Annotated in this window: 11 protein-coding genes; 4 read left to right on the top strand and 7 right to left on the bottom strand. The window is 59.5% G+C overall.

The features are described 5' to 3' along the window. Positions 1–95: 95 nt before the first annotated feature. From JJ869_RS17375 to cysQ, 4 genes are all read right to left on the bottom strand, one after another. Positions 96–1163, bottom strand: a complete 1068-nt coding sequence (locus tag JJ869_RS17375; RefSeq protein ID WP_292268972.1) for a glycosyltransferase — start codon at positions 1161–1163, stop codon at positions 96–98. Between the two features lie 85 nt (positions 1164–1248). Then, positions 1249–2139: a UTP--glucose-1-phosphate uridylyltransferase GalU gene (gene galU / locus JJ869_RS17370; RefSeq protein ID WP_292268971.1), complete on the bottom strand. Its 891-nt coding sequence runs from the start codon at positions 2137–2139 to the stop codon at positions 1249–1251. Positions 2140–2252: 113 nt separating this feature from the next. Then, entirely contained in the window at positions 2253–3491 is a 1239-nt protein-coding gene (locus JJ869_RS17365) for a glycosyltransferase family 2 protein (protein ID WP_292268969.1), read from the bottom strand. Between the two features lie 8 nt (positions 3492–3499). Further along, entirely contained in the window at positions 3500–4297 is a 798-nt protein-coding gene (gene cysQ, locus JJ869_RS17360) for a 3'(2'),5'-bisphosphate nucleotidase CysQ (RefSeq protein ID WP_292268967.1), read from the bottom strand. Positions 4298–4423: 126 nt separating this feature from the next. On the opposite strand from cysQ, the gene JJ869_RS17355 reads away from it, so the two are divergent. Further along, positions 4424–5254, top strand: a complete 831-nt coding sequence (locus JJ869_RS17355; RefSeq protein ID WP_292268966.1) for an ABC transporter permease — start codon at positions 4424–4426, stop codon at positions 5252–5254. Here JJ869_RS17355 and JJ869_RS17350 read toward each other — a convergent pair whose 3' ends face one another. Then, on the bottom strand, positions 5255–5857 hold the full coding sequence (locus JJ869_RS17350; protein ID WP_292268973.1) for an alpha-ketoglutarate-dependent dioxygenase AlkB: 603 nt from the start codon (positions 5855–5857) through the stop codon (positions 5255–5257). Between the two features lie 208 nt (positions 5858–6065). Here JJ869_RS17350 and dnaK point away from each other — a divergent pair, with 208 nt between their 5' ends. The 3 genes from dnaK (at position 6066) to radC (ending at position 10061) form a co-directional block, all read left to right on the top strand. Beyond that, a complete protein-coding gene (dnaK, locus tag JJ869_RS17345) occupies positions 6066–7988 on the top strand; it encodes a molecular chaperone DnaK (RefSeq protein ID WP_292268965.1) in 1923 nt (640 codons plus the stop codon). Positions 7989–8065: 77 nt separating this feature from the next. Continuing rightward, on the top strand, positions 8066–9217 hold the full coding sequence (dnaJ, locus tag JJ869_RS17340) for a molecular chaperone DnaJ (protein ID WP_292268964.1): 1152 nt from the start codon (positions 8066–8068) through the stop codon (positions 9215–9217). A 67-nt stretch (positions 9218–9284) separates the two neighbouring features. After that, the gene (gene radC, locus JJ869_RS17335; protein ID WP_292268963.1) at positions 9285–10061 is read left to right on the top strand and encodes a DNA repair protein RadC; all 777 of its coding nucleotides are present in this window, start codon (positions 9285–9287) and stop codon (positions 10059–10061) included. Between the two features lie 7 nt (positions 10062–10068). Here radC and JJ869_RS17330 read toward each other — a convergent pair whose 3' ends face one another. Together JJ869_RS17330 and JJ869_RS17325 are read right to left on the bottom strand one after the other, a co-directional pair. Continuing rightward, positions 10069–11628 carry a phosphate ABC transporter substrate-binding/OmpA family protein gene (locus JJ869_RS17330; RefSeq protein ID WP_292268962.1) on the bottom strand — a complete coding sequence of 520 codons (1560 nt, stop codon included), beginning with the start codon at positions 11626–11628 and terminating at the stop codon, positions 10069–10071. Positions 11629–11655: 27 nt separating this feature from the next. Then, on the bottom strand, positions 11656–12621 hold the full coding sequence (locus JJ869_RS17325) for a translocase (RefSeq protein WP_292268961.1): 966 nt from the start codon (positions 12619–12621) through the stop codon (positions 11656–11658). Positions 12622–12927 lie beyond the last annotated feature (306 nt).

The raw sequence follows: 12927 nt of genomic DNA, 5'->3' as shown, positions 1-12927 counted from the left end.
TTTCAATGCAATAATACAAAACCCTGCGGGAAATGGCTACAGGAATCACAGTTTATTCATTCATTATCAACAGCTTGGGCGTTGTTCAGGACGGACTAAATAGGCGCGTTGCCCAAGACTTCTTTGAAGACAGGCAAAGGGTTGCAAATGAGCGGCACTTTCAGCTGCACCGCCTCAAGAGCCGGGTATCCGAACCCTTCTGCCAGACTTGGGAACAGCAGGCCATTGCTGTCCCGAAGCAGTCCCCACATCTCTTCATCGGACAGGGCGGGCAATTCGTGAACATGCGCGGGCTTTCGGTCCAATCGCGCAAAAACGTCTTCATTCATCCAGCCACGGCGTCCACAGAGGATCAGATGCGGGTCATCATCGCCGGTAAACGCCTCCCAAATGTCCAGAAGAAAACCGATATTCTTGCGCGGCTCGATCGTACCGATGGCCATGAAATAAGGTTTGCCGGTCCATGGTCCCAGAGGCGGTGGATCGACGCGAATTTCGGGCAATCCCGGAAGAAGAACGTGAACGGCGTCGGCTGTCAGCGTCCGGGCATGGCGCAGAATATGCGATCTGGTGTCTTGTGAATTGCAAAAGACAAGGTCGGCGTAATGATCGACCTTTGCAAAGAACGCCGCAAACGCCTGTCGGGATTTCGGGGTCTGAAACTCCGGCCAGTCAAGCGGGATGGTGTCATGGACATAGACCGCGATCCGCATCGCGTCGCAGTCGCGGAGCGCGTGAAGAACGCGGTCGGTGACTTGGCTTTGCCCGACATTGAGATATAGCGTCCAGGCAGGCAGATGCCGTCTGAGCATTTTCGTCAACCGCGATGGCAAGGCCCGGTCCAAAGCGATCTTGCGCAATCCGCTCTCGGTTGTGGCCCGCCCCCTGTCAGATGTCCCAGAGACCCATGACAGCACGTCGATCTCTGTCCAGAGAGGCTGATCGCAATGTAGCAAAAGCTGGCTGCACCCATCCTTGTCCAGCAACAGGAAACCCGTCTTGGTCCGGACCAGACCAAAAAGCGGCGCAGGGTCGTCGATGAGGTGGTCGATATAGGCGCGTTCAATCCTGTCTATGCCCGTCGGGCGCATCCCGGCCCGACGCACCGTGCGGGTCACATCCAGAAGATGCGCCGCCGCAGGGCTACGGACGATGGTCTGCACTGGCCTGCGGATGGCATCGGCACTGGCGCGTGACCAAAGCCGACGCCGTCTTACACCCGTGCAACCTCATCGGGTGTTGCATGGATCATTCGGCCGCGTTTTCGATCTGCATCACCGAGTCAAGGAACCGACGCAGATCGTCCTTGAGATCGTCGCGCGCCAGACCAAAGGCGACCGTCGCCTGCAGGAATCCTGCTTTCGATCCGCAATCGAACCGCTGTCCGCGGAACCGGTAGCCATAGACGCCCGTCCCGTCGATCTCTTGCGCGATCGCATCCGTCAACTGAATCTCGCCGCCGGCACCGGTCTTGAGCTTGTTGAGGTTCTTGAGCACCGCCGGATCAAGGATGTAGCGCCCGATCACGGCAAGGTTGGACGGAGCCTCTTCGACCTTCGGCTTTTCGACCATGTTCTTGACCGAAACCATCGACCCCATGTCGTCCTTGACGTCAAGGATACCATAGCTCGACGTCTTGTCGCGCGGCACTTCCATCGCGGCCACCATGTTGCCGCCGGTTTCCTCGTAAGCTTCGACCATCTGCTGAAGGCAGGGCTTTTCCGCCGAGATCACGTCGTCCGGCAGCATGACGGCAAAAGGTTCGTCGCCGATCAGACGGCGCGCGCACCAGACTGCATGTCCCAGACCCAGCGCCTTGTGCTGGCGCATATAGGCGATGGCACCGCTTTCCATGTTGGTAGATTTCAGGTCTTCGAGAATGTCCAGCTTGCCCTTCTTGCGCAACTCGCGCTCCAGAATGGGGCTTTCATCAAAATAATCCTCAAGCGCGCTTTTCCCGCGCGAGGTGATGAAGATGAATTCCTTGATGCCTGCCGCGCGCGCCTCGTCAATGGCGTATTGCACCAGCGGACGGTCCACCAGCGTCATGATTTCCTTCGGAACGGATTTGGTCGCCGGCAGGAAGCGCGTTCCAAGCCCGGCAACTGGGAATACGGCTTTGGTGACTTTTCTACGCATCGGGCTGCTCCTCCGTGTCGCGTCTTACTGCGCGTCCCTGGTTACCTGACAAACTCATACGTAAGTGTACGGCTTGAGACTCCAAATAATAAGGACTTTTGTCGAATTTGTGTCTAATCGACGAGAATGAGCGGATTTTTTGATCGAATTCCGCCTATTCGATTGAGCGTTTCATGCAGTCTCGCCTGCAGGTTGCTGGCGCGAACCAGCGGCTCGTGTCGCAGTTCGCGTCCATAAAGGCCCCCGGTGTGCAGCCAGAACCCCTGTTCGGTATAGCAAACCCGGTGGTATTGGGTCGTGCGTTGGTAATCAATGACCGTGACCCGATGTCCCTGATCCGTCAGGGTTTTAGCTTTGGCATAGGTGGCTTTCGGATCGCGCCGCGAGACAACAAGACAGTGATCTTGTGCCTCTGACGCACGATCCGGCACTCTGTTTGGCGCTTGGACCTGCCAGTCCGGCGGCGCGATGGGCGCGCGGGTGCGTCCGGTATCATATCCTTTGGCAAGGTCGCGGATCAGCATAAAGGCGCGATCGGGGGGCAGAGAGCCACTCTGCATATGCCGCAAGAGCCAAGCGCGCCGGTCCGTCAGAAACGCCGCACGGGCCGTGTCCTGATCCTGTGGCGGGCAATGCTTGCCATGAAATACCGCGGCCGAGGCGGCAATCTCGAACACATCGCGCGGTGTCCGGTCAGTAGCGCGGAACCGGCTAGGCCCGCTGGCATGATGCACCACCGCCTTGGGCACAAACACCGTTTGCCCGCCGTCGCGCGAAATCCGGTAGGTCAGATCGGATTCATCAAGGTAGAAAGCGAACCGTTCATCAAACCCGCCTTGCGCGACGACCACTGACCGACGCAGCGCCATGTTCGTACCGTGCAGACGGGGCAGCCGCCCATCCTGCGGTGACAGAACCACCGGCGCATCGCCCGTAGAGGCGATTGTATGGCTCTGTCCAAACGCATCCACCCGCGACGCCGCATGCTGCACCGAAATACCGTTGCGCCCCAGTGTCGTCCCGCCCACCTGTGCGACCGCCGGGTCGCCAAACCCTTGGGCCAGATGCGCCAGCCACGTCGGTTCAGGCACCGCGTCATCGTCCAGAAAGGCAACCACCTCGCCCCAAGCGGCGTTCACCCCGGCATTTCGCGCAGCCGAGATATTGGCGATGTCGAAGTCGATCACCCGCGCAAAATCAAAGCCTCGCGCAACCTGCGCCCCGGCCGGGCAGGCAACGATGAGAGTTTCGAAGCGGGGGTAGTCGAGTTGCGAAACGGCGCGCAAACAGCGCTTCAACCAGTCCGGCCGCCCACGGCTTGCAATAATGACGCTGATGGCAGGCACCGACATGGCGTCGGTCAGACAGGGCTCAGGTCGATGCCCGGTGCCGTTGCCACAAAGAACGGGTTGGCAAACCCCGGCTTGCCATAGACCAGAGGCTCAAGATCATCGAGGCGCAGAACCTTGCCGCCCGCACCGGTCAGAACCGCATGGCCCGCTGCCGTGTCCCATTCCATCGTTCGGCCCAAACGGGGATAGAAATCGGCCTCGCCCGTGGCGACAAGACAAAACTTGAGCGAGGACCCCGCGCTCTTGCTGTCCTTGACGCTGTATCGGTTGATGTAATCGTCAGTCGCCTGATCGCGATGCGATTTCGACGCCACCACCATCAGCGCGCCGCTGTCTGGGTCCGACACTTGGATTGCTGTTGTCGCGCCGGGTGTGTGCTTGTCGAAATCTCCGGTCTCCTCAACGCTTTGGCCAGAGGCATCCGTATAGAACAACCGGTTCTTCGCCGGGGCATAAACCACGCCCCGCGTCGGCACGCCATTCTCGACCAAAGCGATATTGACGGTGAAATCGCCCCGCCGTTGAACGAACTCCTTTGTGCCGTCCAGGGGATCGACGATCAGGAAATCACGCACATCCAGATCATGTGTGTCGGCCTGTTCCTCGGTGATCAGGGCAATCTCGGGAAACGCCGCGCGCAACCCGGCCGAGATCAGCGCATCTGCGGCTTCATCCGCTTCGGTGACCGGACTGTCGTCGGATTTCGCACGCACATCGAAATCGTCGGCCTTGTAGATCTCCATGATCTTGTCCCCGGCTTCAAGCGCAAGGCGACGCATCGTTTGCGTCAGGTTCTCATAGTTCATGGTGACAGGCCCTCAGTTCGATTGATTTAAATGCGCGCCTCTTTTATCATTGGCTTAACAAATGTCCGCAACAACAGTCAGGTCAATTGACGGAAAAACGCGGGCCGCGGCAGAGGCAGATAACAGATGTTTCAGAAAACGGTTCCGACCAACCGGGTGTCCTCGGCGGTCAACATTCTTGAACTGACCTACCACAACACCGTCCGCGAGATCCGCAAGGCGCATGGAAATGCGTTCATGTCGATTGCCGTCAGCGTGTTCCAATCGCTGCTCTTTGTGCTGTTCTTTTACATCATGTTCAACATCATGGGCGTCAAAGGGCTGGCGCTGCGGGGTGACTTCGTCATCTTCCTGCTCACCGGCATCTTTCTGTTCATGACCCACAACAAGGCCGTGGGCGCTGTCTTGAGCAGCGAAGGCCCGTCAAGCCCGATGATGCAGCACGCGCCGATGAACACCGTCATCTCGATTTTTTCGGGAATGTTGTCCGTCCTCTATATTCAGATGCTGGCGATCTTCTTCATTCTCTTCATCTACGATGTGACCTTGAATCCCTATGTGTTGACAGAAATCGTCGATCCTGCGCCGGTCATGGGCATGTTGCTGCTGGCCTGGATTTCGGGCGGTTCGGTCGGCATGGTGTTTCTGGCGATGAAGCCATGGTTGCCGGGGCTGACCGCCACCCTTTCGAATGTCTACAAACGTGCCAACATGATCGCGTCCGGCAAGATGTTCGTGGCAAATTCGCTGCCGGCCTTCATGGTATCGCTGTTCGACTGGAACCCGTTGTTTCACACCATCGATCAGGCGCGGGGCTATACGTTCATCAATTACGTGCCCCGGAATTCGAACTGGGAATACGTCGTCTACCTGTCGCTGACCCTGCTCATGATCGGTTTGATGGGGGAATTCTACACCCGCAAACATGCGTCTGCCTCGTGGTCGGCGCGGCGTTGATCACGTCACAACGCGCAGTGTCAGATTGATCCGCCCGCCCTTGGGCAAGAGTGTCGAACTGTTCGGGCGAATGCGGTCGATCCCGTGATAGGCACGCCGTGCGGAACCTGCCATGACAACCACATCGCCTGACCTCAGCCAGACAGACTCTGTTCTCCCACCCCGTGTCTCGTTCCCCATACGAAACAGCCCTTCATCACCCAAAGACACGGACACCACAGGCTGCGACAAGTCGGCCTCGTGCTTGTCCTGATGCATCCCCATCTTGGCCGCGTCATCGTACCAGTTGATCAGGCAGCATTCTGGCGCGCGGGCACCCGGTACGAGGGCCTGCCACATCTCCAACAAAGCTGATGGTATCGGAGGCCACGGCACACCGGAGGGATGCTGCCGCTCGTAGCGATACCCCTTGCGGTCACTGATCCATCCGTAAGTGCCAGCCGCGCTCATCCGCACGGACATCGGTGCGCCGCGCGATGTGACAGGCTGAACCAACGGGGCCTGTCCGAGGCAATCGCGCAAGTCCGCCACCAGCTTTGCCTGCGCGTCCGGCGCAAAATAACCAGAGTGAATCTCGAAATCGCGGATGCGCAGCACGGTCATGTCCCAAGGATAATGCGCACACCAAAGAAACACATACCGAATTTTCAGGATTTCCCGATAGCAGCAACGCTTGCAGGCCTGTTGATGCCTCCTTATATACCCACCGGACCCGCTGAAACGAAACGACAGCGGAACAGAATGCGGGGCGGGATGCCGGAATGGGTCTTCGTCTCGTGAAATCGCCTTAAGATATGAAGGGATCGAAAACATGGCCAAAGTGATTGGTATTGACCTCGGTACAACCAACAGCTGCGTCGCGATCATGGATGGATCGCAGCCGCGCGTAATTGAAAACTCCGAGGGTGCACGCACAACCCCGTCCATCGTGGCATTCACCGACGACGAACGCCTCGTGGGTCAGCCGGCAAAGCGTCAGGCTGTCACCAACCCCGAAAACACCGTCTTCGGCGTCAAGCGCCTGATCGGCCGTCGCAATGATGACGCTGATCTTGCCAAGGACCGCAAGAACATGCCGTTCGAGGTGATTGACGGCGGCAATGGCGACGCATGGGTGCGCGCCAAGGGCGACAAATACAGCCCCTCCCAGATTTCCGCCTTCATCCTCCAGAAGATGAAGGAAACCGCTGAGTCGTATCTCGGCGAAGAAGTGACACAGGCGGTCATCACCGTTCCTGCCTACTTCAACGACGCCCAGCGTCAGGCAACCAAGGACGCGGGCAAGATCGCCGGTCTCGAAGTGCTGCGGATCATCAACGAACCGACAGCAGCCGCACTGGCATACGGCCTCGACAAGAAAGAATCCCGCACCATCGCGGTCTATGACCTTGGTGGCGGTACATTCGACGTGACTATCCTCGAAATCGACGATGGCCTGTTCGAAGTGAAATCCACCAACGGCGACACGTTCCTCGGTGGCGAAGACTTCGACATGCGGATCGTCAACTACCTCGCTGACGAGTTCAAGAAAGAGAACGGCGTTGACCTGACCAAGGACAAGATGGCCCTTCAGCGTCTCAAGGAAGCTGCGGAAAAGGCCAAGATCGAACTCTCGTCGTCCAGCCAGACCGAAATCAACCAGCCGTTCATCTCGATGGATGGCAAGACAGGCCAGCCGCTTCACCTCGTGATGAAGCTGACCCGCGCCAAGCTGGAAAGCCTTGTGGGCGACCTCATCAAGGCGTCCATGAAGCCGTGTCAGGCCGCTCTGAAGGACGCAGGTCTCTCGACTTCCGACATCGACGAAGTCGTGTTGGTCGGCGGTATGACCCGGATGCCGAAAGTGGTCGAAGAAGTGACCAAGTTCTTCGGCAAGGAACCGCACAAGGGTGTGAACCCGGACGAGGTTGTGGCGCTGGGCGCGGCCATTCAGGCTGGCGTTCTGCAGGGTGACGTGAAGGACGTTGTTCTTCTCGACGTGACCCCGCTGTCGCTGGGCATCGAAACGCTGGGTGGCGTGTTCACCCGCCTGATCGACCGGAACACCACGATCCCGACGAAGAAGTCTCAGATCTTCTCGACAGCCGAGGACAACCAGAACGCTGTGACGATCCGCGTGTTCCAGGGTGAACGCGAGATGGCGGCCGACAACAAGATGCTCGGTCAGTTCAACCTCGAAGACATCCCACCCGCACCGCGCGGTATGCCGCAGATCGAGGTGACGTTCGACATCGACGCCAACGGCATCGTGTCCGTGTCCGCCAAGGACAAAGGCACCGGCAAGACGCAGAACATCACCATTCAGGCGTCCGGTGGTCTGTCCGACGAGGACATCGAGAAAATGGTCAAGGACGCAGAGGCAAACGCCGAAGCGGACAAGGAACGCCGCGAAATGGTCGAGGCCCGCAACCACGCCGAAAGCCTCATCCATTCGACCGAAAAGTCGGTGGAAGAGCATGGCGACAAGGTTGACCCGACCACCGTCGAAGCGATCGAACTTGCCATCGCGGCGCTCAAGGATGATCTGGAAGACGAAAAGACCACGGCTGACAAGATCAAATCGGGCATCCAGAACGTGACCGAAGCAGCGATGAAGCTGGGCGAGGCGATCTACAAGGCGCAAGCCGAAGATGGCGATTCCGAACCCGCCGCAGCAGATCGGGCACGTGGTGATGACGATGACAGCATCGTCGATGCCGACTTTGAAGATCTCGACGACAACAAGCGCGCCTGACGCTGGTTGGGCGGAACCGAAAAGGGGCCGGTCCGGATACCGGGCCGGCCTCTCTCGTTCCGTAGAAGGAGGGCATGATGTCCAAACGTGACTACTACGAAGTGCTCGGCCTCAAGAAAGGCGCTTCTGCCGACGAGATCAAGAAAGCCTATCGCGCCAAGGCGAAAGAGCTTCACCCCGATCGCAACGCAGACAACCCCAAGGCCGAAGACCAGTTCAAAGAGGCGAACGAGGCCTACGAAGTTCTCAAGGACGCCGACAAGAAAGCGGCCTATGACCGCTACGGCCACGCCGCCTTCGAAGGTGGCATGGGCGGCGGGGGTCGTCCCGGTGGGTTCAGCGGCGGTGGTCAGGGCGACTTTGCCAGCGCCTTCTCTGACGTGTTCGACGACCTGTTCGGCGATTTCATGGGCGGCCAACGCGGTGGCGGGCGTCAGCGCGCCTCGCGCGGGGCCGATCTGCGCTACAATCTGCGCGTGACGCTCGAAGATGCCTATGCCGGGATGCAAAAGACCATCTCGGTGCCGACCTCCGTGCAATGCGGGTCGTGCTCCGGCTCCGGTGCAGAAGGGGGCGCAGAACCCACAACCTGTCCGACCTGTTCGGGCATGGGCAAGGTGCGCGCGACCCAAGGGTTCTTCACCGTTGAACGCACCTGTCCCACCTGTTCGGGTCTGGGCCAGACGATCAAGAATCCCTGCAAAACCTGCAGCGGTGCTGGCCGTGTCCAGAAAGAGCGTGCTCTGTCGGTCAACATCCCCAAGGGTGTGGAAACCGGAACCCGCATCCGCCTTGCCGGTGAGGGTGAAGCGGGCCTGCGCGGCGGGCCTCCGGGCGACCTCTACATCTTCATCGACGTGGCCCAGCACGAGCTGTTCCAACGCGATGGCGTGCATCTCCACTGCCGCGTGCCGGTCTCCATGGCCGTCGCTGCGTTAGGAGGCAATATCGAAGTGCCGACCATCGACGGTGGCCGCAGCCGCGTCGCCATCCCCGCAGGCAGCCAATCGGGTCGCCAGATGCGTCTGCGCAGCAAGGGTATGCCTGCGCTGCGTGGAACAGGGCAGGGCGACATGTTCATCGAACTTGCAGTGGAAACACCGGTCAACCTGACCGCCAAGCAAAAAGAGCTGCTGCGCGAATTCGAAGAGCTGAGCGAAGATAACAACCCGGAATCCAAGAGCTTTTTCAAATCCGTAAAGGGCTTCTGGGATTCCATGAAAGGCTGATAGGACGGCCCCGCCCCATGCGGGGCCGTTAGCATTTCATTAAGCGCTTCTGCGCCAAAATCGGCGCATGACGCGCGCGCCTTCCTCACAACTCTCACTTTTCGAAGCCGCGGCTCAGCCTCCGGTGCGAACGGCCAAGCCGGAACCCCAAGAGCCCGCAAAACCGAAACAACCTTCCTACATCGGCGGCCACCGAAAACGCCTGCGCAACCGCTTCCTTGTCGGCGGGGCCGAACCGCTTCCTGACTATGAACTGCTGGAACTGATCCTCTTCCGCAGCCTCAAGAACGGCGATGTCAAACCCCTCGCCAATCTCCTGATCGCCACTTTCGGCGACTTCAACCGCGTCCTCTCTGCCCCCATCGAACGTTTAACCGAGGTGCAGGGCATCGGCCCGGAAATTGCGCTCGATCTCAAACTGATCGAGGCTGCGACTCATCGCATGTCGCAAGGCAAGGTTCTGAAACGTCCCGTCATCTCAAGCTGGAATGAGCTGCTCGACTATTGCCGCGTGACCATGTCCCACCGCGAGACTGAACTCTTTCGCGTGCTGTTCCTCGACCGCAAGAACGTCCTGATCGCCGATGAAATCCAGGGCAAAGGCACGGTTGATCACGTCCCCGTCTACCCGCGCGAGGTGATCAAACGCGCGCTGGAGCTAAACGCCTCGGCGCTGATCCTCGTACACAATCACCCCTCGGGTGACCCAACGCCGTCAAACGCCGACATCGACATGACCGAAACCATCCAGCGTGCTTTCGAGGTTGTGGGCATCACCCTGCACGATCACCTGATCATCGGGAAATCGACTGAGGTCAGCTTCAAATCCGAAGGCTATCTCTAGCCGCGCGTCACCGCACCCAAACCTCGACCCGGCGGTTCACCTGCCGTCCCCAGCTTGTATCGTCACACGCCATCGGCATCGCCTCGCCGAAGGCATCCGTCGACAGCTGCACCTGCGACAGATCCGATGTCTCCACCGCTGCCTCAATCGCCTGTTTCACGGCCTGCGCCCGCTGCTGCGCAATCCGCAGATTGCCCTCTGCCGGGCCTTCCCCATCGGAAAACCCGACAAACACCAACTGCCGCCCGTCATAGACCCCGGCCTCGATCGCATAGGCCAATTGCTGCACATTCGACCGCGATTGCGCATCCAGCCGCGCTGCCCCTGCCTCGAACCGGAACGACGTAGACAGCCGCCGCAACGGGGCCAAGGTGTCGACCATCCGCTTCAGCGCCGCCAAATCCGCCTCGCCCTCGGCCACGCGAATGGCATTGGCAAACCGGTCGCCCTGCGCATTCAGCGCGATCTCTTCCGGGGCCTGATCCACAAATCCGGCGCGCCGTGTGATGATCTGGGCAGGCCCGGTCCGTGTATAGGCAAGGAAATCGCGTCCCTGCTTGGGCAGACGCCGCGCGGGGATATACAGGAACATCGGCGCGGTCAGCGGGTAATCTTCGGTCTTGATCGTCAACCGATTGGCGCGCAGCTGAAACCCGCAGGTCCCGGTCAGCGCCAAAGGCTTGCTGTTGCCGATCTCGGAAAAGCTGGCCACCCCAATCGCAAGCTGATCCCGCGCCACCGCCTGCGCAAGGGCAGTGTTTGTCGTGTGACGGGTCACCTCTGCGATCAGGGACCGTCCAGCCTGCCGAAGTACCCGGTCTTCGACAGCCTGCGCAATGCCAGACTGGGCATCCCTCAGATGGATCGAAATCGGCGCATCCGCGCCGCCAAGCGTGCGCCACGTGTTAATTTCGCCTGCCAGGATACGGGACAGGTCGGACACAGAAATGGCTGCCACCGGATTGGTCGGCGACACGATCACCGTCATGGCATCCAGCGCCAGTACACGGCTGCGATTCACATCGTCCAACTGGCCCAGACCAACCTCCGCGGCCAGCGCCAGCTCGCCCTCGCGGATTTCACGCAGCGCCATGACCAGATCAGCCTCGTCTGCCAAGAGGTCAGCAAATCCCTCGTCAGTGCTCGACACCCGGAACTGAAACCGTCCCACAGGGGACTCGCTGTCGGGGTCGGACAGGACATATTCGAAATGCGTCTCGTCGATCTTGATCCGCTCGGCCTTCAGGCCGCTCTGCAGCGCAAACCCTTCGACAAGGGCGGGCATCAGCACCTCGCCGATTGTCGACGACCCGGAAATCGACAGTTCCGCCACGAAATCGGTCAGTGAGGGGCATCCCGGCCCTTCGCACAGAACACCCGACCCATCGACGGTCAGTTCCCCATACTGGGTCTCGACGCGGTAGAATTCACCGTCAAAGCCCAAGAGCGTGCCTGACAGCTCAATGGCCCCGTCACGCGACCTCAGCGTTACGTCGTCGGCCCGTACGGCTGCACCACTCACCAAAAGGAAAAGTGCGGCTGAAAGCGCCGCACAGATCTGTTTCATCACAAAAAGAGCCTTTGACCCGCCTGCTTATTTTGCGGCGATTGTCAGGTCTTCCACGATATTTTTCAACAGCAAGAAATCACCAATTGCATCACACCCCGGTACATCGATGGTCAGTTCTTTCGAGGTCAACGTACCACCGTTGCGGATTTCCAGCGTTTGTGCCTCGACGCTGCTGTCGCAGTTCGATGCGATGATCTCTGCCTCCACCGTCAATGTCACGGTCCCGGCGGTGTCGGTCATGCCGGAGGGGAAGGTATAGACCTCGGCCAGCAGAGCGTCCGGGGCGTCGGCGGTCCCAAGCGTGGTTAGGAACCCGCCCTGTCCTTTTGCCGCACGGGTCGGGTCGCCGCCCGCGCCATGCCAGATGTGACCGTCGGTGAAATACTCTGCATCGAATTCGCGGGCATGCAGCTGCAGCCCGGCATCGCCGCGCCATTGCAGCACCACGCGGTCATAGAACGGAACAGAGGTGACATCGGTCATCGCCACGGCGCCGCTGCCGTCCAGAAACGAAGCGATTACAAGCGCATGCTCGGTCAGGGCAGGGACATCGACCGACAGGCTGCCATCGGGCTGCATGAGCGAGGTGAACATCAATCCGTTGTGGTGCAGCGTGACCCGTTCGCTCCCATGGCAAGGCGCGGTGAGGTCAACGGTCATCATGGCCCCTGCAATCGGTGTCGCGGTCATGGTGACGTCGCAGGCAAAACCTGTCTCTTCCGGAGCCTCGGGCACAACGATCTCGACGGGATCAAGTATGCTGGTGACTGCGGCTGAGATGATGTTGTCGGGCAGCGATGCTACGATGGGCATGTCGACAGGCATCAGGTCACCCGGCGTCGAAGACACTTCCTGCACCTCGGACAAGACCAGCGGCACCTGTGCGGTTGCACGTTGGGTCTTGGTCATCCCGGATTGCATTACCGCGCCGATCCCAAGGGCGGCGCAGAGCGTGATTGCTGCGATGCGTAGCGTGAACTTCCGGTCCATGACAGACTCCCGATGCACTATTACATCGGCATAGGTGCCAAAGGAATTAGGTCTGCCTAGGGCAGCGGTTAGGTCACTTTACGACGGCAATGTGGCAGGACGGACTTACGCAAGCCGTCCGTGGCAATGCTTGAATTCATTTGGTGATCAATAAGCCATTGTTATGTAAGCGCCGCGTTACCACCCTCATAGACGTTTGAAGTTTGTCATCTGAGAAGAGCCCATCCGGACAAGGAGGGTTCCGATGGATGATACAGTGCAAAATTACGTAACTTCTCACAGTGCCGAAGAAGGATACGCAGGGCG

Origin of the sequence: Marivita sp. (genome assembly GCF_017643905.1) — a bacterium.
GTDB lineage: Bacteria > Pseudomonadota > Alphaproteobacteria > Rhodobacterales > Rhodobacteraceae > Marivita.
This window is presented reverse-complemented; position numbering and strand designations above follow the sequence as displayed.

Coding starts and splice junctions, on each gene's coding strand:
- JJ869_RS17330 (WP_292268962.1), bottom strand. CDS start 11,628: ATGAAACAGATCTGTGCGGCGCTTTCAGCCGCACTTTTCCTTTTGGTG.
- JJ869_RS17355 (WP_292268966.1), top strand. CDS start 4,424: ATGTTTCAGAAAACGGTTCCGACCAACCGGGTGTCCTCGGCGGTCAAC.
- JJ869_RS17350 (WP_292268973.1), bottom strand. CDS start 5,857: ATGACCGTGCTGCGCATCCGCGATTTCGAGATTCACTCTGGTTATTTT.
- dnaJ (WP_292268964.1), top strand. CDS start 8,066: ATGTCCAAACGTGACTACTACGAAGTGCTCGGCCTCAAGAAAGGCGCT.
- galU (WP_292268971.1), bottom strand. CDS start 2,139: ATGCGTAGAAAAGTCACCAAAGCCGTATTCCCAGTTGCCGGGCTTGGA.
- JJ869_RS17325 (WP_292268961.1), bottom strand. CDS start 12,621: ATGGACCGGAAGTTCACGCTACGCATCGCAGCAATCACGCTCTGCGCC.
- radC (WP_292268963.1), top strand. CDS start 9,285: ATGACGCGCGCGCCTTCCTCACAACTCTCACTTTTCGAAGCCGCGGCT.
- dnaK (WP_292268965.1), top strand. CDS start 6,066: ATGGCCAAAGTGATTGGTATTGACCTCGGTACAACCAACAGCTGCGTC.
- cysQ (WP_292268967.1), bottom strand. CDS start 4,297: ATGAACTATGAGAACCTGACGCAAACGATGCGTCGCCTTGCGCTTGAA.
- JJ869_RS17365 (WP_292268969.1), bottom strand. CDS start 3,491: ATGTCGGTGCCTGCCATCAGCGTCATTATTGCAAGCCGTGGGCGGCCG.